Raw genomic sequence first — 24387 nt, forward strand, 5'->3', positions numbered from 1 at the left:
CCAGAAGGAAACCGCGATGCCTGCTCCCAGCACGGGCCGACCTTTCTCCCATGCGCTTGCCACCCCCTCGCGCCGCAAGGCGATGTACGGCCTGCTTGGCGCCGCCGTCAGTGTTGCGCTGCTAGCGCACGCGCCGGTAGCGCGCGCCGAGATCGCCGGCGGCAAACCCATCCGCATCCTGGTGGGGGCGCCCGCCGGGGGCACCACGGATACGCTGGCGCGCACCATCGCCCAGGAGATGTCCCGCGAACTGGATCAGTCCGTGGTGGTGGAGAATCGCCCGGGTGCGGGCGGCAATATCGCCGCCGACCAGGTGGCCAAGAGCGCGCCCGACGGCACCACCCTGCTGATGAGCTTCACCAGCCACACCATCAACGCCACGCTGTACAAGAAGCTGCCCTTCGACCCGATCCAGGATTTCACGCCGATCACGATGGTGGCCACCGTCCCGAGCGTACTGGTGGCCACGCCCAGCCTGCCTGCCAACAACATCCCGGAACTGATCCAGCTGGCCAGGAGCAAACCCGGCAAGCTGAACTTTGCGATCGGCTCGGTGGGTTCGTCGGTTCACCTGGCTGGCGACATGTTCAAGATGATGACTGGCACCTATATCGTCAACATTCCTTACAAGGGCACCGCGCCCGCCATCACCGACCTGCTATCTGGCCATGTCGACCTGATGTTCGCAAGTACCTTCAATGTGCTGCCGCATGTCAAGACCGGCAAGCTCAAGGTGCTGGGCGTGACCAGCGCCGCGCCGCTGCCGCAGTTCCCCGGCGTGGCGCCGATCGGTGCCACCGTCAAGGGATTCGAGTCGAGCGCCTGGTTTGGCCTGTTCGGCCCCGCCGGCCTTACGCCCGACGTGCTGCAGGCGCTTTACCAGGCCGCCCGCAAGGGTCTCGACACACCCGCGGTGCGCAAGCGCCTGGAGACCGACGGCGCGCAGCCGGTCGGCAATCCGCCGGAAGCCTTTGCCGCCTTCGTGCGCAATGACGTGAAGCACTGGGCCAAGGTGGTCAAATATTCGGGAGCCACGCCGGAATGAAGCCGCTAGCCGGGCCCGCCCACGCACCCGCCACGCTGGCGCAGAAGCTGGTTGCGCGGGCTGCCGGGCTCGATGCGGTCACGCCGGGCACGGTGGTGACATGCCGGGTCGACCTTGCCATGTCGCACGATTCGAGCGGCCCGCGCCGGGTGGCGCCGCTGCTGCGCGAGCTGGGGGCGAAGGTCTGGGATCCGGAGCGCTATGTCATAGTGACCGACCACTACCTGCCCGCGGCCGATCCCGAGGCCGAGGCGATCGTCCGCTTCACCCGCGACTGGGTGGGCGAGGCGCGCCTTCCCCATTTCATCGACGGCGAGGGCATCTGCCACGTGGTGCTGCCTGAGCATGGCCACGTGCTGCCGGGACGCTTCATCGTGGGCGGCGACAGCCATAGCCCGACCGGCGGCGCCTTCGGTGCCTATATGTTCGGCATTGGCGCCACCGAGATGGCGGGCGTGGTGGCCACGGGCGAGATCTGGCTGCGCGTGCCGCACACTATCCGCCTGCAATGGGACGGCAAGCTTGGCGACGGCGTCTGCGCCAAGGACATCATGCTGTTCCTGTGCGGCCAGCTTGGACTCGACGGCGGCCGCTACGAGGCGATCGAATACACCGGCACGGCCGTGGCGGCGCTGCCCATGCAGGAGCGCATGACGCTGACCAATATGAGTGCGGAACTCGGCGCGCAGACCGGCCTGATCGCACCGGATGCCACCACGATGGCCTGGCTGGCGGAAGCGGGGGTGCCCGCCGCCACGCTCGACGCCATCGCGCTTGCGCACTGGCGCACCGAGCCCGGAGCCGCCGTGCTGGCCAGCCACCGCTTCGACGCGGCCGCGCTGGAGCCGCAGGTGGCCGCGCCGCATTCGCCGGCCAACACCGGCCCCGTCGGCCAGGCTGCCGGACAGCCCGTGGACATCGCCTACCTGGGCGCTTGCACCGGCGCCAAACTGGAAGACATGCGCATGGCCGCCAGCGTGCTGCGTGGCCGGCGCGTGGCGCCCGGCGTGAGCCTGCAACTGGCGCCCGCCTCGCTGCGCGACCAGCGCCAGGCCGAGCGCGAGGGCACGCTGGCCATCCTGCTGGATGCCGGTGCGCAATTGCTGCCCAATGCATGCAACGCGTGCGCGGGCTATGGCCCGTCCCGCTTCCCGGCCAACAGCCGCGCCATTGCCTCCACCGCGCGCAATTTTGCCGGCCGCATGGGCGACAGCGGCAGCGCGGTCTGGCTGGCTTCGCCGCTGACCGTGGCGGCATCCGCCGTCACCGGCAGCATCTCCGACCCGCGAGCATTGTTGCCATGAGTCCGGTACCCGTCCCGCCCCTGCCCGGTGGCCGCATCTGGCGCTTTGGCGACAACGTCGATACCGACCAGATGGCGCCCGGTATCCATATGAAGGGGGGCGTCAAGGAGATCGCCCGTCATTGCCTGGCCGGGCTGCGTCCCGAGTTTCCGGCCATGGCGCGCCCCGGCGACCTGCTGGTGGCCGGGCGCAATTTCGGCGTGGGTTCCTCGCGCGAGCAGGCGCCGCAGGCGCTGCGCGAGCTTGGCCTGGCCGCGGTGATCGCGCCGTCCTTTGCCGGCCTGTTCTACCGCAATGCCATCAACCTCGGCCTGCCGGTGCTGACCTGCCCCGACACCACGCGGCTGGTGGATGGAGGGCTGGCGCGGCTCGAGCTGGACGGGGCTTGCCTGCTGCTGCCCGACGGCAGCCGCGTGGCGTGCGAACCGATTCCCGATTTCCTGCGTACCCTGCTGCGGGCCGGCGGGCTGGTGCCGCACCTGAAGGCCAGGCTGGCGGCGCAGCGTTGAGCCGCCGGCGGCCCGGGTTCACGCCGGGCGCCCGCAGGCGCACTGGCGCAGCAAGGCCATGACTTCCTCATCCGTGGTCTGGCGGAAATCCAGGTAGAAAGCGCTCACGGCGCCAAAGCTGGCCGGCACGTTCAGGCAGACCACCTGGTCCGCCGCCGCGCGCAGGCTGTCCAGGCCTTCCTCCGAGGCAACCGGCACCGCGGCCACCACCTGCTTCGCGCCCGCGCGGCGCACACCTTCCAGCGCTGCGCGCATGGTCGCGCCGGTGGCCACGCCATCGTCCACCACGATCACGGTATGGCCGGCCAGGGCAGGCACGCTCGCGCCGCCGCGATAGCGTTGCTGCCGGCGCGCGATCTCGTCGAGCTGGCGCCCGCGCTCGGCGTCGAAGGTGCCGCTATCGAGGGCGCGTCGTGTCCAGCGGTCGTCGTTGGCCACGGTATATGGAGCGTTACCGGCGGCGTCGCCCTCCACCACGGCACCCAGTGCCAGTTCCGGGTAGCCGGGCGCGCCGATCTTGCGCACCAGCAGGATATCGAGCCGCCCTTCCAGGATGAGAGCCACCTCGAAGGCGACAGGCACGCCGCCGCGCGGCAGGGCCAGCACCAGCGGCGGCTCGCACTGCGCGGCGGCGCCAAATCCGAGCCCCGCCAGGTGCCGGCCAAGGAAGATCCCGGCTTCGCGGCGATCGGCAAAGCATGGCGGCAACGGCATAACGCTGGACATGGCTGGCTCCTGCAGTGAGTCGGTCGGGCCGGGTTGCGGCAGGCCAGTGCCGTGGCAACGCTACCCGCGGCGCACGGCTTCGGGGCAGCGCGGCAGTGGCGTGCCCTAGCCAAATATAGACGGAGAAGGCGGGCGAATCGAGGTGTCCGGCGAGGTGTCCAGCGATACCGCGCACGACGCTGACATCGCCCCGGGTGCGGCCTGGCGTCCGCCTTGGCGGCGAAGGGCGAGGAGCGCACCTTTGCCTCGGCAAACAATCGCAGCACGGGGAAACGGCGCGTGGGACGGAAAAGGCACCACGGTCACATCACGGACGCCGCGAAGGCGCGCCACGTGATGCCAGCGTCCCCGCTGGCCCGTGGGAGGGTGCGATTGGGCGCGATTCCGCAACAGTGTATTTTGCCGGGCCTGGATTTTCTTTCGCGCGCATCTGGATAAGATGGCTCGCAACGATGGCAGCCAGCCGGCTCGCCATTTCACCAGCGCCAGCCATGCCGGTTGTTTACCGCGCGGCGCGACAGTCAGGACAGCCAGGATCAGCGAGAACGCACATGAGCACGCACCACAAATCCAGTCACGAAACCCAACGCACGGATCACGCCGCCACGGATGCGAGCAGTCTTGGCCTCGACATCCCTTTCGGCTCGCTTGATGCCGCGGCGCTGGCCGAACTGCCATATACCTTCCGCCCGGCCGGCACCTTCACGCGCTACTACAACGAGTGTTTTAGTTAAGCCCGGCTGTGCCCCGGGCCGGGCGACCTGCCCGGCCCGGCAGGCGCGGACTCCCGGTATCAGCGGGTACGCTTGGCATCTTCCTTGGCGTCACCGTAAGCGGCCTGCGTCTTGCCGGCTATCTGCTGCGCCTTGCCCTTGACCTCGGTAGTGGCGCTGCCCGTCACCTTTCCGGCGACCTCCTTCATCTTGCCCTTGGCTTCCTCGATACGGCCCTTCACTTGATCCTTGTTCATTGTCGGCTCCGGTTAGCGACGATACGGGATTAAGCCGCCCCCAGGCATCGGACTAAGGCTGGCTGCCGTGCCCGCGCCGCGTCCACATGCATGGACCAGGGGGCGCTGGTACCAGCTTAGGCAACCGCAGCCCCGTCGCCTGTCAGGCGGTGGCTGTATGCCATGTAGGACGAGTGCCCATCCATCAGGCAATCGCCTGGAAATGAAAAGAGGGAAGAGGAAAGAGGAAAAGAGCGCCTCGCGTTGCGACGCGAGGCACTGGCCGGCAAGGGGATTCCGGCAGGGAGTCGCATAGCCCGACGGGGAAGTGAGGCTATGCCCGAATTCTATATCATTTTTATCATTTGTTGGTATGCAATATGTTTCATATTTGCACTAAAAATAGTCTGCCGGTGCCAGATCACGTGCGTTCCGCCACGCCCAATACCTCGCCACGCGGGCCTGGTGGCGGCGTGACGCGTTCCAGGTGCGCCGGCAGCCAGTCGCGCAGCGCAGCCAGCGTCATCGGCCGCGCGAAGTAATAGCCTTGCCCCAGGCGCACGCCCTTGCCGGCCAGTTGCGCGCGCTGTGCCTCGCACTCGATGCCTTCGGCCACGACCGCAAGGTCAAGCGCATGGGCAAAGTTGAGGGTGACGTCKACAATCTGGCCACTGACCTTGTCGTCCTGATCGGCTTGCACAAAGATGCGGTCGAGCTTGAGGAAATCCACTTCGAACTGCTTGAAGTACGCCAGGCCGCAGTAGCCGGTGCCGAAGTCGTCCACGGCCAGCTTGATGCCGCGTGCCTTGGCACGCTGGATCGCGCTGCGCTGATGCTCCACCAGCGAAACCGCATCGCGTTCGGTGATTTCCAGCACCGGGGTGATATTGGCGCGCAGCAGCGCGAACAGCGGCGCATCGTCGGCCCAGAAGCCCACATCGTCGAAATGCTCGTTGGTGATGTTGAACGCGAGATGGAAGGCCGGGGGCAACACAAGCGACTCGAGGTCGCGCAGGACGCGGGGAATCAGGTCCAGGGTCAGCGCAACCGCCAGGCGCTGTTGCTCGATCGCCGGGATGAATTGCTCCGGCTCAAGCAGGCCGCGCCGCGGGTGTTCCCAGCGCGCCAATACTTCCACCCCCGTGCACAGCCTGCTTTCGAGATCGACCACTGGCTGGTAATAGGGGATGAATTCACCGCGGCGCAGCCCGCGCCGCAACTCCGCGGCGAAGGAGCGGCGCGCCGCGCGGCGCGAATGCAGCGCAAACACCGCCAGCGCGGCAAAGCCGGCGGTCAGCGGTAGCAGCACCAGGTATTTGAGGCTCTCATGCAGCACAAGACTGCGCGACGCGCTGGCGATCACGGCGATCGGGTGTCCCTCCAGTCGCCGGATATCGACGATACCGCGCGCGGCTGCCTGCGCGGCATCCCGCCTGACCAGCGTTGGCGCGCCGGCTGCCGCGGCCGCCTCACCCGCCGCGGGATCGCCGGCGTTGAGCATGAAGCGCGTGCCCGCCACCTCGATCGCGATATCGGGAAACCCCAGCTTGCCGGCCGAATGCACCATGTCGGCCAGGTAGCGTCCTTCCACCCAGACCAGCACGCCGTTGCCGGGAGCAGTACCAAAGAACACCGCCAGGGCCGTGTTGCTGCCGCGATAGGGTCTGGCGAGCCGGTATTGCAGGCCGGGCTGCCAGTTCAGCAGCTCACTCAGCGGCACCGCGATCTCACCCTGCACAGCCGAGCAATAGCGCATGCCGCGCGACACCAGCACGACGTCGCGGACATAGGCGGTATAGGCGCCCTGCTCCTGCAACTGGCGCGCCACGCTGTGGCAGGGCGCGCCCACCAGCGCACGATCCTGATAGGCGACGCCAAGCGTATCGGCAAGCGCAAACTCAAGGTTGTCGCGCACCGCCGAGGACACTCCCGCCACGCGTTCGCGGGCATCGTGCGCAGCCAGCAGCGCGATCAGCCATAGCGCCAGGCAGGCGCCCAGCAATGCCGCCAGCAAAGCGGCCCGGCGTCCTGCCGACTGGCCAGGTTCGCCCCACAGCCAGCGCCTCATGTTGCCGCCGGCAGGCTGAGAGTGACCACGGTGCCCTTGCCCAGTTCGCTGCTCAGCGTGATCTGACCCTGATGCACGGCCACGATTTCCCGCACGATCGCCAGGCCCAGGCCGTTCCCCGTTGTATTTCCCTGCCGGTTGGCCCGGTAAAAATTGTCGAACGCCAATCCGGCTTCTTCCTTCGTCATGCCGATACCTCGATCCTCGACCCGAACCGACACCTTGTCCTGCCCTTGCGCCAGCGGTGCGACGGTGACAGTGACTTCTTCTTTGCCGTCAGAATACTTCAGCGCGTTCTCAATGAGGTTACGCACCGCCTGCGTCAATTGCGCGCGGTCCGCCAGTACATGAAGCGGCGCGTTGGCAGCGATCACATGCACCCTGCCCTGCTCGGCGAACTCGGCCGCCACAGTCTCGCGCACAAGCGCGGCCACCTCCACGCGCTCGCGCTCCAGCAAGCCTCTGCTGCGGGCTTCGATGCGGGCCAGGTCGAGCAGGTCGGACAGCAGGGCATTGAGCTGCCTGGCCCGGGCATGGATGGCGTGGTAGATGCCGCTGCGCCGATCCGGCGCCACGACACCGGCGCTCAGCAGCTCGGCGTAGCCGGCGATGCCCGCCACCGGCCCCTTGAGTTCGTGCGCCGCCGCCGAGACGAAATGCGATTTCATGCGATCGTGGCGTAGTTGCGACGTGACGTCGCGCAGCACCAGCACCAGGCCGCCGCCGCTGGCGGCATGCACGATGCGCACCTCGTAGGCGGGCGACACCGCCATGTCGAACTCGACAATGCCTGCGAACTCGCCGCCTGGATGGGCCCGGTCCAGTTCAGCCAGGAGTTGTTCGGCATGGCATGCCTGCCCCGCCGGCCGCCGGCCCCGGTAAAGCCAGTGGACGAACTCGCGCTGGGTGGCGCCGCGCAGTTGCGGCAACGACACCCCAAGCAGTTCGCATAGCGCGGTATTGGTCTCGTCGATCACGCGATCGTGGCCAAAGACGGCCACCCCGTCCGGCATGGCCAGGAACAGACCGCGCAGGTGTTGCTTCTTCTCGGCCAGGATGTCGCGCACCACGCTCTCGCGATCGGCCAGCATCGCAAGCTCGTGCAGTGCGGAGAACTGCCTRACCTGGAAGAACATCACGAGTAAGGTGACCACGGCGGCAATCACGATCACCAGGCGCAAACGGTGGTGATAGCTGGCCAGCGCAACCTCGCTGCTCATGCCCACCAGCACCGCCAGGTTGCGGCCTGGCAGGCGCTGGATGGCGTAGATGCGCTGGCTGTCGGCGCGCCCGCCGGCGTCCGTGACGAGGCCGCCGCGCGCACCGGCCAACGCCCGGCGCAAGTCGGACCCGGGCATCAGGATCTGGCCAGGCTGGCGACTGTCCTCGCTCCAGCGCGCGCGCACCACGAAGTCGTCGGTGCCCGCCAGCAGCACGACGCCGGATGGCCCCAGCGCCGCCCGCGAAAAAACCTCGGACAAGTAGCCCGGATCGAGCGATATCACTACCGCGCCGGCGAAGTGGCCGGTCATCGGGGCTACGATGCCCCTGGATAGTTGCACGGACCAGCACCCGGTGACGCGTCCCACCAGGGGCACGCCGACGTATAGCGTCGGCAGCGCGCGTTTCTCGTGCACACGAAAATACTGGCGGTCGCTCAGGTCCAGCGGTTCGAAGCTAGCGTTGGTGGACGAGCGCAGCCCGCCCTCGCGGTCGAGCACGGACACTTCCAGGAAGGGTTTGGTGGAGAAATAGCCGCTGCGCATCCATTGCGCCAGCGGCAGCACGGGCCCGCGCTCAACCACCACGCCACCGACCAGCGATGCGATCTGGTCGGCTTCGGCCAGCGTGCGTTCGGCATGTTCGCCAAGCAGCCCGGCAATGCGCGCCAGAGTGGCATGAACGTGCCGCAACTCGGCTGCGCGATCCCATAGCGCCCAGCCAGACAGCGCGCCCCAGATGCCGATCAGGATGACAAGGCTTGACCAGAACGGACCCCCCACGGAGCGATGCGCGCCTGCCAATGCCTGTCGGTAGATTTCCAGCCTCATGGGAAAGCTACCAAAAAACGAATATATTGTTCATCACAGCCGTGAATCGCAGCCTTCCATCTAGTCCGCTGTCCGCGCGTGCGGCCGGCGCCCCCGGTGCCGCTGCCCCGATGGCAGCCTGCCCGCGGCGAAGCTTCACAGTATGATCTATTCGGCTGCGCCAGTCCGCACGTCCTGGCCTATCGTCGCGGTACGCCAGGCGCTGCCGGGCAGTTGCATCACGCGGCATTCCCTTCGACAGATCAGCGATGCTTTATCATAATTGCGTGTTTTCCTGGCATTAAGTTGCGCTTTGGCAGCTTTACGAAGAATAATGAAAACAATACGATGCGTAACGCCCCGACCGTACCGGGCGCGCCGCGGCAGTTGACAAGACTCTATGACCGATCTGCGTTTCTATTCCACCAAGACCGCCGCCGAAATGCTTGGCGTGTCCTTGCGCACGGTCCAGCTCTGGGTCGAGAACGGCCGGTTACCCGCGTGGAAGACCGACGGCGGGCATCGCAGGATCCCGGCCGACGCCGTCGACCGCATGGTGGCCGACCAGCGCAACCAGGCGGCGGCACCCACGGCGACTGCCGCAAGACCATTTCGCGTGCTGCTGGTGGAAGATGACGAACACCTGCTGCAGATTTACCGCATGGCGCTGGAAACCCTCAGTCCGCCGGTCGAGATACTCGACGCCACCAACGGCTACGATGGCCTGTTGCTCATCGGCAGCAGCAAACCCGACCTGGTCGTCCTGGATCTGATCATGCCCGGCATCGATGGCTTCCGCCTGTGCCGGACCATCGACGCGCAGCAGGAATTTGCCGCGACCCGGATCGTCGTGGTGACTTCTCTCGACAAGCACGCTATCGCGGACCGCGGCGGCATACCCGCGCACATCCGCGTTTTCTCCAAGCCGATCCCGATGTCGGTACTGCAGTCGCTGGTCGTGACGTTGCAGGTCAGCCCCGGCGCGACAGCTTAGGATAGGCGATGGTGGGCTTCAGCCCCGGCATTATATATCATTTTTTTCACAAAATTTTATAGGGCAGGTTTCATATTTACGCATTCCGCGCCCCGCGAAAACAGTTAGGCAAGCCGCATCGCCCTCACCCAGGAGTTCCCCAATGTCTATCCATGAGCAATATCTGCGCGAAGCGGTACGCCTTGCCCAGGCCAATCGCGCGCGCGGCGGCAGGCCGTTCGGCGCGGTACTCGCGATGGATGGCGAACTGGTTGCGACTGGCGTCAACGACATCGTGCACAGCTTCGACCCCACCACCCACGCCGAGATGGAGGCCATCCGTGCTGCCTGCCGCAAACTTGGACGGCCGAGCCTGAAGGGTGCGGTGATCTACGCCAGCGGCCATCCTTGCCCGATGTGCCTGGCCGCGCTAACCATGACGGGTGTGGAGGCGGTCTACTACGCGTTCGACAACGCCGACGCGGCCCCTTACGGACTCTCCAGCGAAGCCGTGTACCAGGCGCTGCGCCTGCCGTTGACGCCGCCGCCACTGCCGCTCACCCGCCTGCCGGCGGGCATGACGGCGGCCGAACTCTATGGTGCCTAAGGCGGCCACGCGCGGGCATCCCCCCGGCCATCACGTGGCGCGAAATCAAAGCGTACCCGTTTCTGCGTGAGTGCCCGGACCCTGCCGCGTACCCGTTTCTGCGTGGATTTTGCGCGCCCTGGAGGCTGAGCGTACCCGTTTCTGCGTGACATTTTGCGTGGCCCGGAATCCGGGCGTACCCGTTTCTGCGTGATGGAATCCAGGCGGCAATCCGGCCCGCAAACCCGCGGCAGCGCGCGGGACGACCGGTGCCGGACCTCTCCGGAGGATCCTCAGTAGGTCTTGTAGGGCAGGAATTTCCCCGACATTTCAATACGCACGCGGTCGCCGTTGGGGTCGGCCTCGCGTTGCAGGTCCATGCGGAAATCGATCGCGCTCATGATGCCGTCGCCGAACTCTTCGTGGATCAGTGCCTTGAAGGTGCTGCCGTAAATGCTGACCAGTTCGTAGAAGCGGTAGATCAGCGGATCGGTCGGCACCGGGGTCGGCAGCGAACCCTTGTAAGGCACTGTGCGCAGCCACGGTTCGGCCTCCGGCGGCAAGCCGAAGATCTCCATAACGGCCCGCGCGCCTGCCGCGTCGAAGGCCATCTGGCCCAGGCAGGCGGCAGTCGTCCACTCTTTGCTCTTGCCGACCTTCCCAGCTACGTCGGCCCACCGGATGCCCTTGGTGACCTTGGCTTCGATGATCAGGTCGGTTACGTCGCTACGGTTCATTTGCAGTCCTTTCGGTTGAATGTGTCAGGTGTCGCTGGCACGGACGCTTCCCGCTGCGCAAAGTCAGGGAAGCCCGTCCGGCCCGGTACAGGCGGCGGCGCGCGCGCTGTCGTATCGCGCCAGCGCGGAGAACGAGGTGGCGCCCGGCACAAAGGCCTGCAGCGCCAGCACAACAAGGACAATCGGCATCATCACGCCTCCGGCGCTTTCGTGCGCACGACCTCGAGACCCGGTGCGGCCGCGCGCGAATCCGCGTCACCACGCGCACCCCCGATGCGAAAGCCGCAGGCAATGTGGCGATCGCAGCGTCATGCCGGAAGCGGACCGGCATGGGGACGCTCCCGCCCCCGGCGCAAGGTTCGTGCCACTGCGCACGGTCGCTTGCGCCGTGCACCGCTCCGTCCCCGGCACTATCGGGCGCGCACTGCCACGGGGAATATCGGCGTGGATACGCACCCGCGGCCAGCCGCCGCGCCCCCATGCGGTGCAGCGCCGGGCACGGCCTCCCACGCGCGCGCCGCGGTCTACGTGGCACAGCCATTGCTTGCATACAAGACCGCATGCAAGCAAGAGCGCAACATGCCACGCGCGTGGATGCATCGCCTTTCTCGGCAATCTCCGTGCCGCATGGACTTTCGGATCCCAGCCTCCGCGCGCCTCTTCAGTCCCCGGCCTGGGAACGGCGAAACCCTGGAGAAATGCCATGACCAAGCTTTGCGACGAGACGCTGGCGCACTACGCCCGCAGTGCGCTCAGGCTGCACGGCCTGGAACTGCCGGCGGACGCCGAGGCCCGCGTGATCGAACAGTTCCTGCGCGTCGCCGCGGTGGCGGGGCCGATGCTGGCGCACCCGTTCGATGCGCATGACGCGCCGGCCCCGGTATACAGGCCATGAACGTCCATGATTTCCGCTTCGAGTCCGCGCTGACGATCCGCAGCGACATCGATACCGGCGCGCGCAGCGCACTGGATGTGGCCGTCGCCACGCTCACGCGCATCGAGGCCTGCAATCCGCTGCTGCATGCCTTCACGGCCGTCACGCGCGAACGCGCGCTGGCCGAAGCGCGCCGCATCGACACGATGCGTGCCCAGGGCGCGCGGCTGCCGCCGTTGGCGGGCGTGCCCTACGCCGTGAAAAACCTGTTCGACGTGGCGAATGTCACCACGCTGGCGGGCTCGCGCGTGCTGGCGGGCAGCGCTCCCGCACGGCGTGACGCGGCGTTGGTGGCCCGCATGCGCGAGGCAGGCGCGGTGCTGGTGGGCACGCTCAACATGGATGAATTCGCCTACGGCTTCACCACCGAGAACGCGCATCGCGGCACCTGCCGCAATCCGCACGATCTCGCCCGCGTGGCGGGCGGCTCCTCGGGCGGCAGCGCGGCTGCGGTTGCCGCGGGCCTGGTGCCGCTGTCGCTCGGCTCGGACACCAATGGCTCGATTCGCGTGCCGGCCGCGCTCACCGGCATCTTCGGCCTGAAGCCCACCTACGGACGGCTGTCGCGGCGCGGTAGCTACCCCTTCGTGCACAGCCTGGACCACGTCGGTCCCTTCGCGCGCTCGGTGGCGGACCTGGCTGCGGCCTACGATGTGCTGCAGTATGCCGACAGCCGCGACCCCGCCTGCGCGCGCCGTCCCATCGAAACCGTGAGCGGGCAGGCGCCGCTGCGCGTGCGCGCCGCGCGCCTTGACGGCTACTTCGATGACATGGCCGGTCCCGCCGCTCGTGCCGCCGCCCGGCGCGTGGCCGAGGCGCTCGCGGCAGCGGATGTCGTCAGCCTGCCTGGCGCGGCGGCCGCACGCGCGGCGGCCTTCATCATCACCGGCACCGAGGGCGGGCACCTGCACCGCGAGCACCTCAGGCACAGGTACGCAGAGATGGAGCCGCTCTCGCGCGACCGGCTGGCGGCCGGGCTGGTCCTGCCGGCTGCGTGGTACGTGCGCGCGCAGCAGGTTCGCGCAGCGTTCCGCCACGAAATGCTCGGCGTCTTCGCGCGCACTGACCTGCTGATCGCGCCGGCCACGCCGGTGGCGGCACCGCTGGCCGGGCAGGAGAGCATCGAAATCAATGGCCAGGTGCTTCCCGCGCGCGCCAGTCTGGGGCTACTCACGCAGCCCGTCTCCTGCGTCGGGCTGCCGGTGCTCACGGTGCCGCTGGCGGGACCGGATGGCCTGCCGCTCGGCGTGCAACTGATTGCGCCGCCATGGCGGGAAGACCTTGCCTTCGCCGCAGCCCATGCGCTCGAAGCCATGGGCGTCGCGGCCTGCCCGCGGCCGTCGGCGTTGCTGGCGCTGGCTGCCGCATGAGCAGCGTGGAAATCCGCGCCTCCTCGCGCGCCGAAGCGGTCTATGCGCAGTTGCGCGACGATATCTTCGAGCGGTGGAGCACGGCGCGCTGGCGCGGCTCGCGCAGTTCTGGCGCGCGCCGCAAAAAGAGCGGCTGGAAGACGGCCGCCTGGTGGCGCAGCACGATGAAGCCTTTCACGCCGCGCTGGTCGCCGCGGCCGGCAACCGCGAGATCGCCACGGTGCACCGGCAGCTGACAGAGCGCATCCGTATCATCCGCCGGCTCGATTTCACCTGCGCCGCGCGCGTGACCGCCACCTATGACGAGCACGCCGCCATCCTGGGCGAGATACAGCACCAGTGCGCGGAGCGGGCCGTGCTGCTGCTGTCCGGCCATATCGAGGAAAGCCGCGCCGAAGTGCGCAAGATCACGCTGCACCGTTTGCAGACGATACGCACCGGCGGCAGTAGCCCGCATCCATAGCGGAAGCCATCCCGGGCGCCCGACGAAGCCCGCCCTCCTCAAAGCGTACCCATTTCTGCGTGGGTCCGGAGACCACCGAAGCACGCCGACCGGCCCGCGGCCAAGAGAGTCGACTGCGACCTGAGACGGCTCCCCCGCTCAGGCTGAACGCCAGGGTTCCGCCACGCAAAGACGCCACCGCGCGGGCAGAATCTTTGCGCGAGTTATTTCCGATGTAACGCCACATTACGGGACCGGCCACGGTCCCGTTTTATTTTCAGCCTGCGACGGGCCGCTCGGCAAAGTCCGCGCAACCAATGCAGGCAAGGGCTGGCGGGGCACGTGCAAGGGCAGTCGAAGGCATGCGGCGCAGGATGCGGCGCCTTGCGCAAGTGTGAGCAAGCCTTACAAGTGCAAGCACAACGGCGCCGGCCCGATGGCTACAGTGAGGCCATGTTCAACGCGAAGCCAGTCACGGAGTCCCCGACATGAAACGCGCCATCGCCCTGGTTGTCTTGCTCTCATCCGCAGCGGCCCTGCTGTCCGCCTGCATCGTGGTGCCCCCGCGCGGCGGCCCGCCGCCGTACCGCTACCACGACCGCTATTAAGCGGGCCCCGGTAATCCACACTAAAAGCGCCGACCATACCCAATGCATCGTTCGCATCCCTGGAGCTGAATCATGAAACGCCAACTGCTGCTCGCCCTCACCACCCTCGCCGCCGGCGCCGCGCTTGGCCTGATCTCGCCGGCCCAGGCCCAGGCTTATCCGCCGGGCTATCACGGCAACCCATACATGCGCCCGGCCCCGCCCCCTCCGCGCTATGAGCCACGTCCGGCCGCTCGCCCCGGCCAGGCCTGGGTCCCGGGGCACTGGACAGCCAACGGCGGCCGCTATGACTGGCGCGGCGGCTACTGGCAACACGCGCGGCCGGGCCAGCGCTATGTGCCCGAGCGCTGGGTGCAAAGCCCGCGCGGCGGCTGGGTGATGCGCCCCGGCTACTGGGTACGCTAACGCGGATCCCGCGCCATCGCGCAATCGTCCCCGCCGAGGCGGGGACGATTTCATTTCAGGGCGCGCGGTCTGCGCGCCTGCCCGGCCGCCGCCAAGTGTGTGCTAGGGAACAGTCCCTCCCGGGACCGGGCATTACAGTCACCTCACTACCCGTCACTCGGCTCGCCGCGAGGGCGAGCCAGGCCTCGTGCCGTGTGAAGGAGACGTGCCATGCCAGACGACATGCAGATCGTACCGCTCATCCTTTGCGGCGGCACGGGCGCTGCGGCACGCCGCGATGCGTTCGGCAAGCTGGCAGCCTTCCAGGCCCGCCACCATCATGCGTGAAGCCGACACCGTAGTGCCGCCGGACGCACCGCCATCGCCGCTGCCGCGGCGGCCACGCGTTTTCGTGGCGGGACATCGTGGCATGGCCGGCTCGGCCATCGTGCGTGCGCTCGACGCGCGCGGACAAGCGGAGACGATCACGCGCGGCCACGCCGAACTCGACCTGGCCGACCAGCACCAGGTGCGCCACTTCTTTGCCACGGAAGCCGTCGACACCGTCTACCTGGCCGCCGCCCGCGTAGGCGGCATCCACGCCAACAACACCTATCCCGCCGAGTTCATCCATCAGAACCTGATGATCGCGGCCAACGTCGTGCACGAAGCGTGGCGCGCTGGCGTAAAGCGCCTGTTGTTCCTCGGTTCGAGTTGCATCTATCCGAAGCTCGCACCCCAGCCCATCGGGGAAGCGGCGCTGTTGACGGGCCCGCTTGAGCCCGCCAACGCGCCCTACGCCCTGGCCAAGATCACCGGCATCGCACTGTGCGAGAGCTACAACCGCCAGTACGGCACCGACTACCGCAGCGTGATGCCGACCAATCTCTACGGTCCCGGCGACAACTACCACCTCGATAACAGCCACGTGATACCCGCGCTGCTGCGGCGTTTCCATGAAGCCGGCATGGCGCACGCGCAGCAGGCGCCGGTGTGGGGCAGCGGAGCGCCGCTGCGCGAGTTTCTCTACGCCGACGACCTGGCCGCGGCGTGCCTGCATGTGATGGAATTATCGGAAGACACCTACCGGAAAACCGCGCCGGCCGGCTTCCTGAACGTAGGCAGCGGCGAGGAAGTCAGCATCCGGGAGTTGGCGGGACTAGTGGCAAAGACGGTGAGCTTTCGCGGCGAGGTTGTCTTCGACAGCGGCAAGCCAGACGGCACCCCGCGCAAGCGGCTCGACTGCACGGCGCTCTCGGCGACAGGCTGGCAGCCAGCCGTGTCGCTGCGCGACGGCCTCCGGCTGGCCTACCTCGATGCATTGCAAAGCGGCACGCTGGCCCACGGCACGGCACCGGCGCAACCTGGGGAGGCCTGACATGAAACCACTGCTTCGCCATTTCGCAAAACGTGACCCGTCCCCGCTCGCCGCGGCGAACGGCCCGGCAACAAGCACTGGCGCGCTATGGCCGGGCCAGGTGGTCTTTCCCACCGGCAGCGCGGAAGCCGGAACCTGGCGGCGGCGCCTGCAACTGGTGCGTGCCATCACACTCAGTCCCGGCGCGCTGGTGGTACTGGCCGGTCAGAGCCGGCTGGACAACTGGGCCATGTTGCTGGCCAGCATGGTACTGGGACGGCGGCGCGCTGCCTTCTTCCACGGCGCTGCCTTTGCCAGCATGCCCGGCCGTTTCGGCGCGCTGGCCGACGCGGTGCTGCTGCGCCATTGCCATGGCGTCTTCGTCGGCAGCGAGCGCGGGTGCGCGCGCGCCATCGCCGCCGATGTGCCGCCGCGCAGGATCTTCGCCTGCCGCCCGCCCGCGGTACTGCCGGACCGGTTCGATGCCGGCACCGCGCTGCGCGAGCGCATCGAGCATGCGCCAGCGCCACATGCGCCAAATTTCCTGCACATCGGCACGCTCACGCACGCACCGGCCTTGCTGCTGCTGCTACGCGCCTTCGCCGCCGCGAGACAAACGTGGCCGGCCGCCACGCTGTCGCTGGTCGGCACCGGCCCGGGCTACGGGCGGCTGCGCGCCACGGCCAACGCGCTGGGGCTGGGCGCATCGGTACGCTTCCTGGGCACGATGGCGCAACCGGATTTCGCGACCGAATATCGCAAGGCGAGCTGCCTGGTACTGCCCGATGCGGCCCAGCGCTGGCATCCGCTGGTGCGCGAAGCATTGAGCTACGGCTGCCCGGTGGTGGTCAGCGTCAACAACGACGATGCCGGCGAACTGGTCCGCGATGGCGTTACCGGCCTGTACTTCAAGGCCGGCGATACCGCCGCGCTGGCGGGAAGCCTTGCGCAAGTGCCCAGGCAATTCGGCGATGCCGCCGCTACCGCCGCCCGTTGCCAGGCGATCGCGCTGGAAGACACGCCCGCATCGGCGGGCAGGGCCATCGCCGCCGGCTGCATGCGGATCATGGCTGCCGAGGAATAAGTGCGCACCGAACCCGAGCACCGAGGCAACCCGATACCATGAAGATACTGATGTACTGCCTCAACTACGCGCCGGAACTGACCGGCATCGGCAAGTACACCTGCGAGCAGGCCGAATGGCTGGCCGCACGCGGACATGAAGTACGCGTCGTCACCGCGCCGCCGTACTATCCGGCCTGGCGTGTCGGAGAGGGTTATCGCGCGTGGCAGTACCGCCGCGAGCAACGCGGCCCGGTGGCGGTGTTTCGCGCGCCGGTCTGGGTGCCGCGGCGGCCCGGCGGGATCACGCGGCTGCTGCACCTGGCGAGCTTTGCCTTGTCCAGCCTGCCCAGCGTCATGTGGCAGCTACGCTGGCGCCCGGACGTGCTGTTTGTGGTGGAACCACCCCTGATGTGCGCGCCGGGTGCGTTGCTCTTCGCCCGTTTGAGCGGCTGCAAGACCTGGTTGCACGTGCAGGACTACGAAGTGGACGCGGCCTTCGCGCTGGGGCTGCTGCGCCGGCCCTGGCTGCGCCGCCTGGCACTGCGCGTGGAGCATCAACTGATGTCGCGCTTCGACCGGGTCTCGTCGATCTCGCAAGCCATGGTCTCGCTGGCGTGCGGCAAGGGTACGCAAGCAGTGCGTACGGCACTGCTGCCCAACTGGATCAACCTGCAGGAAATCGGCGCCGGCAACGCCGCGATGGCCCGGCGTGCGCTGCAAATCCCTGGCGAGGCCATAGTGGCACTGTATTCCGGCAACATGGGGGCCAAGCAGGGCCTGGACGTCATGGCCGAAGCGGCACGCCTGCTGGCGGGCCACGAGCGGTTGCACTTCATCTTCTGCGGCGACGGTGCCGGGCGGGCGGGGCTCGAAGCCGCCTGCGCGGGGCTGCCACGGGTGCGCTTCCTGCCCTTGCAACCGGCCGGGATGTTCGCGTCGCTGCTGGCCGCCGCCGATATCCACCTGCTGCCGCAGCGCGCCGGCGCCGCCGATCTGGTCATGCCGTCGAAGCTGACCGGCATGCTGGCAAGCGCTCGCCCGGTCGTCGCCACTGCGGAGCCGGAAACCGAACTTGGCCGCGTGGTCGCCCAATGCGGCGTGCTGGTGCCACCCGGCGACGCCTCCGCGCTCGCCGACGCCATCGACTCGCTGGCCGCGCAACCCGCGTTGCGCGCGCATCTGGGTGGCGCCGGCCGCCGCTGGGCCGAACAGCACCTGGATCGCGAAATGGTGCTGGGCGACCTGGAAAGCGCACTGTTCGCGCTGGTCAGCCACCACCCCGCGGGCGCGGCCAAGGCGGTCGGGCTGGGCGGCGAATAGCGCGCGCCGCTCCGGCGTTCACGTCCTTCCACGGAAAGTGCCTGCCGGTACGCCGGGACAAGTGCGCTTTCGTACGTCCCGGCGGCGGCACGCTTCACCCCGCCTCGCCGGCCCGGGTTGCCGGGCCTTCCGAACCACATTTACCAGAGCAGCCCCCGACGTTCTCCCCTGCGAGTCGGTAGCAAATCCGCCGGCCGTCCATCAGACCTCCGCCACTCGTCCAGAGGTAGGAAACCGGACTCATCCTTTTGCATTAGTCCTAATTGGCCATCCTCCCAGCCATTGGCGCAAGACCAGAAAAATTACGCCCGCAAGCCAAGTTTCAATAGTGGAGCAAAGCGGTATCAGGTGATATTCAGCCAACCCCCGAAAGGGTGAAATAAAGTCGAAAGTGGACCTCCCGGCGAGAGTATCCGTTTCACCGCTGAAACTTTCGCAAAACGATTTGTTTCACCTCTGAAACTCGGTCCGGAGCTATTTGAATGACGCTTGGCTAACACCGCCAAGCCAGTCCCATCAACGCTTTCCGGATTGTAAAAACTCTCTCAACCATCCTTTTGACAGGTTGAGAAAGGAGCGCTTGCATTCCCTCCAACCAGCCCATAAGATGATTTTAAGCCTGTTATGGGGCGAGATTTCTCGGGGTAGGGTTCGGGTCCTTCTTCTGGCTGCGCTGACATAGTTCCACCCAAAACGGAGCACAATGCAGCACGGAAGCACGGGGTTACAGCGTACTTTGCAGGCGCCGCCAGCGTGCGCCATGCAGGCTGGCATTCCGTAACGCAAAAGCGTCCCGCACTCCCTGCTCCGATTAACGGGGAGTCATAAAAGCATGAACGCGTTGCTGATAGAGGAGCATCCTTTGCTCAGTCTCGGGCTGTTTCAAATGCTCGAGAACATCCACGGTACCGGGCACGTCGTCAACCTCTCGCCCACCGACATCGCCCACCTTGATGGTAGTCATCGCAACGCCGACCTGATGGTGTTCGGCATGCCCGCCGATACCGTTTCCGGCTGGCAGCAACTGGACCGCGTACGCGAACTGATCGCGCCCAAGCGCATCCTGGTGCTGGCCGACGCACTCCCGCTGTGGGTACCTTCCGCCGACAGTGCGCGCAATATCTGCGGCTGCCTGCCCAAGTCGGCATCGTTGCCGGTAATCGAAGCCGCCATCCGGATGGCGGCTTCGGGTAGCCATGGCCTGCTGCTCGCCACCGAGCCGGGTGTGGGAGCGGCCCCTGCCGCATCGCGCTCAGCCCTGCCGGCAACGGCTTCGCTCGCGTCGGCAGCGCCCCTGCCGCTGGCTGTCGCCGTGCAGGCCGATCCGCACGCGGTCGCCGCATGTGCCGCTACACCGCGCTCGGCACTGCGCAGCGCGCTGGCCAGCGCGCAATCGCTGTCGTCCCGCACCGACGACGCGGAGCCCAGTTACGACGAAGCGGAAATGCTCAAGATCACGCCGCGCCAGTATGAGGTACTGGTACTGCTCGCACGCGGCCATCCGATCAAGACGGTCAGCCGCATGCTCAATATCTCGGTGGCGACAGTCAAGAGCCACGCCTGCACGCTGTACCAGCGGCTCAAGGTCCGCAACAAGGGCGAGGCTGTCTATGCCGCCCTGCAGCGCGGCGCGACGCTGGATTGGGTCAGTGGCGACGAGCGCGTGACCACCATGGCGTCGGCAAGCGCCCGGCGCACCGAGGCGCACAGTGCCGGCAGCGCCGCGCTCTGACGACGCCAATGATACGGCGGCCGCGCCAGCAGTGCGCGTCGCCGGCCATCGCGGCGCCTGACGCCGCGACGGCGGAGACAGCACGCCGCCTCTGAGAACCGCTCGGCGAGGAAATCGGCAAACGCAACCGGTCCATGGCAAACCTGCACCGGCCATGGCGTGCGTTGCCGCGAATCGATCGGCCCGCCAAGTACCTGCCATGGAGGGCATCATGCCAGCCAGCACATCCCTGCCGAGCTTCTCGCTCTGCATCTGCACCCGGAATCATCCGGCCGGTCTGCGTCGCGCGCTGCATTCCGCGCTTGCGTCCTCAGTGCCGCCGCACCAGCTACTGGTATCCGACGACAGCACGAACTATGACACGCGCCAGATGATGCGCGCCGAGTTTCCTGCGGTGAGATACCTGGAAGGGCCGCGACGCGGGAATGCCGCCAACCGCAATCGCATGCTCCCGGTCATCACGGGCTCCCACGTGCTGTTCATCGACGACGAGACGGTGCTTGGTCAGACGTTCCTGCAGCAGGTGGCCGAACGGATCGCGGATGACGATGTCTATCGCCGCGGCGGCACCGGCGCCGCCACACCACTGATCGTCACCGGCCCCAGCCTGAGCGACGGGCAGAAGTGCAAGCCGAAGAAGAGTTCATTCCTGGGGTACCCTTCGCTGAACTATTGCCACGGCGAGCGCCTTTGCTCGGTGATGCTGCACAGCACGGTGTTTCCATCCGAACTGTTCCGGCATGTCGCATTCGACGAGAGGCTGGCCGGTGGCTATGACGTGATCGACCTGGCCAGCCATGTCGTGCTCGACGGCGGGTGCCGTATCGAGTGGCTGCCGAGCGCCGCCAACCAGCATATCCCCGGCGCCGAACCCCTCGACGCCGGCCACCTGGCCGAAGCCTCCCGCATCTATGCGACGCTCCACCGCTACAGCCACTACCAGCACCGCCGGGTAAAAGCCGGGATCTTCCTGCTGCTGGCACTGACGCACAGTCTCGCATCCAACCTGCATCGATCCGGACTGCGTGGCGCGACCGCGTTTTGCGCCACAGCCCGGTCGTTGTGGAACCATCTGCGCAGTCCCGCCCGCGCTGGTATTGCCACCACATCGGGCGACATCGGCGCAAACCTGACGCAAGGCTGAGGCCGCTGGCCGCGGCGGCCCTTGCGTACCCGTTTCTGCGCACGCCTGCGGCAGGCTGTTCCCGCACCGGCCAAATGCGGCACCGCACTATGTGTGCTAGCAAACGGTTATCCGTGCACACCGGCAGTACAGTCCAAAAACCGGCCCTCGTCCGCATTGCACGCGGCACGGCAGGTCGCCCTGGCATCGTGCCGAGATCCGGCTCGCCGCCCGGCGCGCTTTGGGTTGCTTGGCAAGAATCACACTCATCGGACATCGGAACGCTATGGGCGCAAACGAAGTGGAACCTCTCGGTCATGTGGCGGCAAGCAGCCAGGACAAAGCACAAGGCTCGCCACGGGATGCGCGCCGGCGGCGCGCGCTGATTACCGGTATCACCGGCCAGGATGGCTCGTATCTGTGCGAGTTCCTRCTCAACAAGGGTTATGAAGTGCACGGCATCAAACGGCGCAGTTCGCTGTTCAACACCGACCGCATCGATCACCTCTATGAGCATCCGCAGGCAGAAGACCGCCGTCTGGTACTGCATCATGGCGATATGACCGACACGGCCAGCCTGGTCCGCGTGGTGCAGCAGTCGCAACCGGACGAGATCTATAATCTGGCGGCGCAAAGCCATGTGCAGGTCTCGTTCGAGGAACCGGAGTACACCGCCAACACGGACGCGCTCGGCACACTGCGTCTGCTCGAAGCCGTTCGGATCCTGGGGCTGGAAAAACAGACTCGCTTCTACCAGGCGTCCACCTCCGAACTGTACGGCCTGGTGCAGGAGATTCCTCAGAAGGAGACCACGCCCTTCTATCCACGCAGCCCCTACGCGGCGGCCAAGCTGTACGCCTACTGGATCACCGTCAACTATCGCGAGGCGTATGGCATGTATGCCTGCAATGGCATCCTGTTCAATCATGAGAGCCCGGTACGCGGAGAGACCTTCGTGACCCGCAAGATCACGCGCGCGATCGCCCGCATTGCGCTCGGCCTGCAGGACACGCTGTACCTGGGGAATCTCTCGGCGCTTCGTGACTGGGGCCATGCGCGCGACTACGTGGAAATGCAGTGGCTGATGCTGCAGCAAGCCGTGGCGGAGGACTTTGTGATTGCCAGCGGCGAGCAGCATAGCGTACGCGAATTTGTCGAGCGCTCCGCGGCCGGACTCGGCATTACCGTGCGTTTCGAAGGCGAAGGCGTGGACGAAGTCGGCGTGATCGCGCATGTCGACAAGAGCCGGCCGGAGCTGTCCTCGCATTGCAAGGCCGGAGACGTGATCGTACGCGTGGACCCACGCTACTTCCGCCCGACGGAAGTGGAAACCCTTCTGGGCGACGCCACCCGCGCGCGCGAACGGCTGGGCTGGTCGCCGCGCATCGGCTTCGAAGAACTGGTGCGCGAGATGACCGAGTCAGACTTCTCCGCGGCGCGCCGCGATGCCCTGGTCAGGATGGCCGGCTTCCGTGCCTACAATCATCATGAATAGGAACACACGGCGTATCTTCGTGGCGGGCCACCGCGGCATGGTGGGATCCGCCATCGTCCGGGCGCTGCGCGCTGCCGGCGAAACCGACATCGTCACCCGCTCCCACGCGGAACTCGACCTGACCGACCAGCAACAGGTGCGCGAGTTCTTTGCCACCGAAGGCATCGGGCAGGTCTACCTCGGCGCGGCACGGGTCGGCGGTATCCACGCCAACAACACTTACCCGGCGGAGTTCATCCAGCAAAACCTGATGATCGCGGCCAATGTCATTCACGAGGCCTGGCGCAGCCATGTCGAGCGCTTGCTGTTCCTCGGCTCGAGCTGCATCTACCCCAGGCTGGCCACCCAGCCGATCAGGGAGACCGAGCTGATGACAGGCGCGCTGGAGCCCACCAACGCGCCTTACGCCATTGCCAAGATCGCCGGCATTGCCATGTGCGACAGCTATAACCGGCAATATGGCACCGACTATCGCTGCGTCATGCCCACCAACCTGTATGGTCCCGGCGACAACTACCATGCCGAAAACAGCCACGTGATACCGGGCTTGATCCGGCGGTTTCATGAGGCGCGGATCGCCGGCGCCGCCACGGTGGCGGTCTGGGGCAGCGGCACGCCAATGCGGGAGTTTCTCCACGCTGACGACCTGGCCGAAGGCTGCCGCCACGTGATGGCAATGTCCAAGGATGCCTATCAGGCCTGCGCCGCGCCCACGGGGATCCTCAATATCGGCAGTGGCGATGAACTCACGATCCGCGAACTCGCGATGGAGGTGGCCCGGGCGACCGGCTACCGCGGTGAAATCCGTTTTGACGCGACCAAGCCGGATGGCACGCCGCGCAAGCGGCTTGACTGGAATGCACTGGCGCAAACCGGCTGGAATCCGCGCGTCAACCTGGCAACCGGTCTGCGCGGGGCCTACGAGGACGCGTTAGCCAGCGGCCTGCTGGGCCCCGCGCAGACCGAGGCAGTTCCCATAACGTAAGAGGCCAGCGGTGCGACCTGTTGCCACGCGATGGCCCGAGGAGACCGACATGATGCAAGATCTGTCATCGTTCAAAATGCCAGAGGGCTTCCGGGGACGCTCAGCGTTTATCGTACAGCTGTGGTGGATCGTCGAAGCGACGCTGTTCCGCCACTCGCTCCGCCGTGCCGACGGCTTCCGGCGATGGTTGCTAAGGCTCTTCGGCGCACGGGTAGGCAAGGAGGTCATCATCCGTTCCACCGTGCGCATCACCTATCCGTGGAAGATAACGATCGGCGACCATTCCTGGATCGGTGACGATGTGGAGCTCTATTCCCTGGGCGAGATCATCATCGGAAGCAACACCGTGATCTCTCAGCACAGCTACCTCTGCGGGGGCGACCACGACTACCGCTTGCCGGACTTCCCGATTCGCTCCCGAACGATCCGGGTGGAAGACGAGGCGTGGGTTGCCTGCCACGTCTTCATCGCACCCGGTGTCACCATCGGCCACGGAGCCGTCATCGGTGCCCGTAGCGCGGTGTTTGAAGACATGCCGGCAAAGATGGTCTGCGTAGGCAGCCCGTGCCGTCCGATCAAGCCACGACTGCCGGAACCGGTTCTGAAGTTCGTGGAAAGCGCGGCTTAGCCCGCGCCTTTTGCCGT

Annotated in this window: 24 protein-coding genes; 18 read left to right on the top strand and 6 right to left on the bottom strand. The window is 66.9% G+C overall.

The genetic code is table 11. The features are described from left to right. The first annotated feature begins 16 nt into the window (after positions 1–16). The 3 genes from AC1DKD_RS20750 to AC1DKD_RS20760 are packed head-to-tail and all read left to right on the top strand — an operon-like array spanning position 17 to position 2858. Complete coding sequence (locus AC1DKD_RS20750) at positions 17–1045, top strand: tripartite tricarboxylate transporter substrate binding protein (RefSeq protein ID WP_441626094.1); 1029 nt, start codon at positions 17–19, stop codon at positions 1043–1045. Continuing rightward, the gene (locus tag AC1DKD_RS20755; RefSeq protein ID WP_441626096.1) at positions 1042–2349 is read left to right on the top strand and encodes a 3-isopropylmalate dehydratase large subunit; all 1308 of its coding nucleotides are present in this window, start codon (positions 1042–1044) and stop codon (positions 2347–2349) included. Before AC1DKD_RS20750 ends, AC1DKD_RS20755 begins: the two co-directional genes overlap by 4 nt. Beyond that, positions 2346–2858, top strand: coding sequence for a LeuD/DmdB family oxidoreductase small subunit (locus tag AC1DKD_RS20760; protein WP_441626098.1), 513 nt, complete (start codon positions 2346–2348; stop codon positions 2856–2858). Before AC1DKD_RS20755 ends, AC1DKD_RS20760 begins: the two co-directional genes overlap by 4 nt. Before the next feature lie 18 nt (positions 2859–2876). On the opposite strand, the gene AC1DKD_RS20765 is transcribed toward AC1DKD_RS20760, so the two are convergent. After that, a complete protein-coding gene (locus AC1DKD_RS20765) occupies positions 2877–3572 on the bottom strand; it encodes a phosphoribosyltransferase (RefSeq protein ID WP_441626248.1) in 696 nt (231 codons plus the stop codon). 563 nt (positions 3573–4135) lie between these two features. Between AC1DKD_RS20765 and AC1DKD_RS20770 the strand changes: the two genes are divergently transcribed. Continuing rightward, positions 4136–4318, top strand: coding sequence for a hypothetical protein (locus AC1DKD_RS20770; RefSeq protein ID WP_035875250.1), 183 nt, complete (start codon positions 4136–4138; stop codon positions 4316–4318). Positions 4319–4377: 59 nt separating this feature from the next. On the opposite strand, the gene AC1DKD_RS20775 is transcribed toward AC1DKD_RS20770, so the two are convergent. From AC1DKD_RS20775 to AC1DKD_RS20785, 3 genes are all read right to left on the bottom strand, one after another. Beyond that, positions 4378–4554, bottom strand: a complete 177-nt coding sequence (locus AC1DKD_RS20775; RefSeq protein ID WP_477102853.1) for a CsbD family protein — start codon at positions 4552–4554, stop codon at positions 4378–4380. Between the two features lie 400 nt (positions 4555–4954). Next, a complete protein-coding gene (locus AC1DKD_RS20780) occupies positions 4955–6601 on the bottom strand; it encodes an EAL domain-containing protein (RefSeq protein ID WP_441626103.1) in 1647 nt (548 codons plus the stop codon). Next, positions 6598–8652, bottom strand: coding sequence for an ATP-binding protein (locus AC1DKD_RS20785; protein ID WP_477111414.1), 2055 nt, complete (start codon positions 8650–8652; stop codon positions 6598–6600). Before AC1DKD_RS20785 ends, AC1DKD_RS20780 begins: the two co-directional genes overlap by 4 nt. 379 nt (positions 8653–9031) lie before the next feature. Here AC1DKD_RS20785 and AC1DKD_RS20790 point away from each other — a divergent pair, with 379 nt between their 5' ends. Together AC1DKD_RS20790 and AC1DKD_RS20795 are read left to right on the top strand one after the other, a co-directional pair. Next, positions 9032–9625 carry a response regulator gene (locus AC1DKD_RS20790; protein WP_441626107.1) on the top strand — a complete coding sequence of 198 codons (594 nt, stop codon included), beginning with the start codon at positions 9032–9034 and terminating at the stop codon, positions 9623–9625. A 142-nt stretch (positions 9626–9767) separates the two neighbouring features. Further along, positions 9768–10211: a nucleoside deaminase gene (locus AC1DKD_RS20795; protein WP_276286936.1), complete on the top strand. Its 444-nt coding sequence runs from the start codon at positions 9768–9770 to the stop codon at positions 10209–10211. A 272-nt stretch (positions 10212–10483) separates the two neighbouring features. On the opposite strand, the gene cynS is transcribed toward AC1DKD_RS20795, so the two are convergent. Continuing rightward, on the bottom strand, positions 10484–10927 hold the full coding sequence (gene cynS, locus AC1DKD_RS20800; protein ID WP_035875095.1) for a cyanase: 444 nt from the start codon (positions 10925–10927) through the stop codon (positions 10484–10486). A gap of 63 nt (positions 10928–10990) precedes the next feature. Further along, positions 10991–11119: a hypothetical protein gene (locus tag AC1DKD_RS20805; RefSeq protein ID WP_255350710.1), complete on the bottom strand. Its 129-nt coding sequence runs from the start codon at positions 11117–11119 to the stop codon at positions 10991–10993. Positions 11120–11630: 511 nt separating this feature from the next. On the opposite strand from AC1DKD_RS20805, the gene AC1DKD_RS20810 reads away from it, so the two are divergent. From AC1DKD_RS20810 to AC1DKD_RS20865, 12 genes are all read left to right on the top strand, one after another. Continuing rightward, complete coding sequence (locus tag AC1DKD_RS20810) at positions 11631–11822, top strand: AtzG-like protein (protein WP_441626110.1); 192 nt, start codon at positions 11631–11633, stop codon at positions 11820–11822. Beyond that, on the top strand, positions 11819–13231 hold the full coding sequence (locus AC1DKD_RS20815) for an AtzE family amidohydrolase (RefSeq protein ID WP_441626112.1): 1413 nt from the start codon (positions 11819–11821) through the stop codon (positions 13229–13231). The genes AC1DKD_RS20810 and AC1DKD_RS20815 overlap by 4 nt, the downstream gene beginning before the upstream one ends. Further along, positions 13161–13694 carry an FCD domain-containing protein gene (locus AC1DKD_RS20820; RefSeq protein ID WP_477143654.1) on the top strand — a complete coding sequence of 178 codons (534 nt, stop codon included), beginning with the start codon at positions 13161–13163 and terminating at the stop codon, positions 13692–13694. The genes AC1DKD_RS20815 and AC1DKD_RS20820 overlap by 71 nt, the downstream gene beginning before the upstream one ends. A gap of 659 nt (positions 13695–14353) precedes the next feature. Further along, positions 14354–14686, top strand: a complete 333-nt coding sequence (locus AC1DKD_RS20825) for a hypothetical protein (protein WP_441626116.1) — start codon at positions 14354–14356, stop codon at positions 14684–14686. Between the two features lie 319 nt (positions 14687–15005). Beyond that, positions 15006–16043 carry a GDP-L-fucose synthase family protein gene (locus tag AC1DKD_RS20830; RefSeq protein ID WP_441626118.1) on the top strand — a complete coding sequence of 346 codons (1038 nt, stop codon included), beginning with the start codon at positions 15006–15008 and terminating at the stop codon, positions 16041–16043. A 1-nt stretch (position 16044) separates the two neighbouring features. Beyond that, on the top strand, positions 16045–17106 hold the full coding sequence (locus tag AC1DKD_RS20835) for a glycosyltransferase (RefSeq protein ID WP_441626120.1): 1062 nt from the start codon (positions 16045–16047) through the stop codon (positions 17104–17106). Between the two features lie 38 nt (positions 17107–17144). After that, on the top strand, positions 17145–18407 hold the full coding sequence (locus AC1DKD_RS20840; protein WP_441626122.1) for a glycosyltransferase WbuB: 1263 nt from the start codon (positions 17145–17147) through the stop codon (positions 18405–18407). 832 nt (positions 18408–19239) lie between these two features. Further along, complete coding sequence (locus tag AC1DKD_RS20845; protein WP_441626124.1) at positions 19240–20139, top strand: response regulator transcription factor; 900 nt, start codon at positions 19240–19242, stop codon at positions 20137–20139. Positions 20140–20338: 199 nt separating this feature from the next. Then, positions 20339–21283: a glycosyltransferase family 2 protein gene (locus AC1DKD_RS20850; RefSeq protein WP_477143655.1), complete on the top strand. Its 945-nt coding sequence runs from the start codon at positions 20339–20341 to the stop codon at positions 21281–21283. A 265-nt stretch (positions 21284–21548) separates the two neighbouring features. Next, positions 21549–22757: a GDP-mannose 4,6-dehydratase gene (gmd, locus tag AC1DKD_RS20855; RefSeq protein WP_441626128.1), complete on the top strand. Its 1209-nt coding sequence runs from the start codon at positions 21549–21551 to the stop codon at positions 22755–22757. Continuing rightward, the gene (locus AC1DKD_RS20860) at positions 22750–23742 is read left to right on the top strand and encodes a GDP-L-fucose synthase family protein (protein WP_441626130.1); all 993 of its coding nucleotides are present in this window, start codon (positions 22750–22752) and stop codon (positions 23740–23742) included. The genes gmd and AC1DKD_RS20860 overlap by 8 nt, the downstream gene beginning before the upstream one ends. A 49-nt stretch (positions 23743–23791) precedes the next feature. Continuing rightward, positions 23792–24370, top strand: a complete 579-nt coding sequence (locus tag AC1DKD_RS20865) for a putative colanic acid biosynthesis acetyltransferase (RefSeq protein WP_441626132.1) — start codon at positions 23792–23794, stop codon at positions 24368–24370. Positions 24371–24387 lie beyond the last annotated feature (17 nt).

The organism is Cupriavidus sp. 05T313, assembly GCF_056396665.1.

Coding starts and splice junctions, on each gene's coding strand:
- AC1DKD_RS20790 (WP_441626107.1), top strand. CDS start 9,032: ATGACCGATCTGCGTTTCTATTCCACCAAGACCGCCGCCGAAATGCTT.
- AC1DKD_RS20825 (WP_441626116.1), top strand. CDS start 14,354: ATGAAACGCCAACTGCTGCTCGCCCTCACCACCCTCGCCGCCGGCGCC.
- AC1DKD_RS20795 (WP_276286936.1), top strand. CDS start 9,768: ATGTCTATCCATGAGCAATATCTGCGCGAAGCGGTACGCCTTGCCCAG.
- AC1DKD_RS20750 (WP_441626094.1), top strand. CDS start 17: ATGCCTGCTCCCAGCACGGGCCGACCTTTCTCCCATGCGCTTGCCACC.
- AC1DKD_RS20805 (WP_255350710.1), bottom strand. CDS start 11,119: ATGATGCCGATTGTCCTTGTTGTGCTGGCGCTGCAGGCCTTTGTGCCG.
- AC1DKD_RS20770 (WP_035875250.1), top strand. CDS start 4,136: ATGAGCACGCACCACAAATCCAGTCACGAAACCCAACGCACGGATCAC.
- AC1DKD_RS20820 (WP_477143654.1), top strand. CDS start 13,161: ATGCGCTCGAAGCCATGGGCGTCGCGGCCTGCCCGCGGCCGTCGGCGT.
- AC1DKD_RS20765 (WP_441626248.1), bottom strand. CDS start 3,572: ATGCCGTTGCCGCCATGCTTTGCCGATCGCCGCGAAGCCGGGATCTTC.
- AC1DKD_RS20755 (WP_441626096.1), top strand. CDS start 1,042: ATGAAGCCGCTAGCCGGGCCCGCCCACGCACCCGCCACGCTGGCGCAG.
- AC1DKD_RS20835 (WP_441626120.1), top strand. CDS start 16,045: ATGAAACCACTGCTTCGCCATTTCGCAAAACGTGACCCGTCCCCGCTC.
- AC1DKD_RS20830 (WP_441626118.1), top strand. CDS start 15,006: ATGCGTGAAGCCGACACCGTAGTGCCGCCGGACGCACCGCCATCGCCG.
- AC1DKD_RS20815 (WP_441626112.1), top strand. CDS start 11,819: ATGAACGTCCATGATTTCCGCTTCGAGTCCGCGCTGACGATCCGCAGC.
- AC1DKD_RS20760 (WP_441626098.1), top strand. CDS start 2,346: ATGAGTCCGGTACCCGTCCCGCCCCTGCCCGGTGGCCGCATCTGGCGC.
- AC1DKD_RS20840 (WP_441626122.1), top strand. CDS start 17,145: ATGAAGATACTGATGTACTGCCTCAACTACGCGCCGGAACTGACCGGC.
- AC1DKD_RS20810 (WP_441626110.1), top strand. CDS start 11,631: ATGACCAAGCTTTGCGACGAGACGCTGGCGCACTACGCCCGCAGTGCG.
- AC1DKD_RS20845 (WP_441626124.1), top strand. CDS start 19,240: ATGAACGCGTTGCTGATAGAGGAGCATCCTTTGCTCAGTCTCGGGCTG.
- cynS (WP_035875095.1), bottom strand. CDS start 10,927: ATGAACCGTAGCGACGTAACCGACCTGATCATCGAAGCCAAGGTCACC.
- AC1DKD_RS20775 (WP_477102853.1), bottom strand. CDS start 4,554: ATGAACAAGGATCAAGTGAAGGGCCGTATCGAGGAAGCCAAGGGCAAG.
- AC1DKD_RS20850 (WP_477143655.1), top strand. CDS start 20,339: ATGGAGGGCATCATGCCAGCCAGCACATCCCTGCCGAGCTTCTCGCTC.
- AC1DKD_RS20865 (WP_441626132.1), top strand. CDS start 23,792: ATGATGCAAGATCTGTCATCGTTCAAAATGCCAGAGGGCTTCCGGGGA.
- AC1DKD_RS20860 (WP_441626130.1), top strand. CDS start 22,750: ATGAATAGGAACACACGGCGTATCTTCGTGGCGGGCCACCGCGGCATG.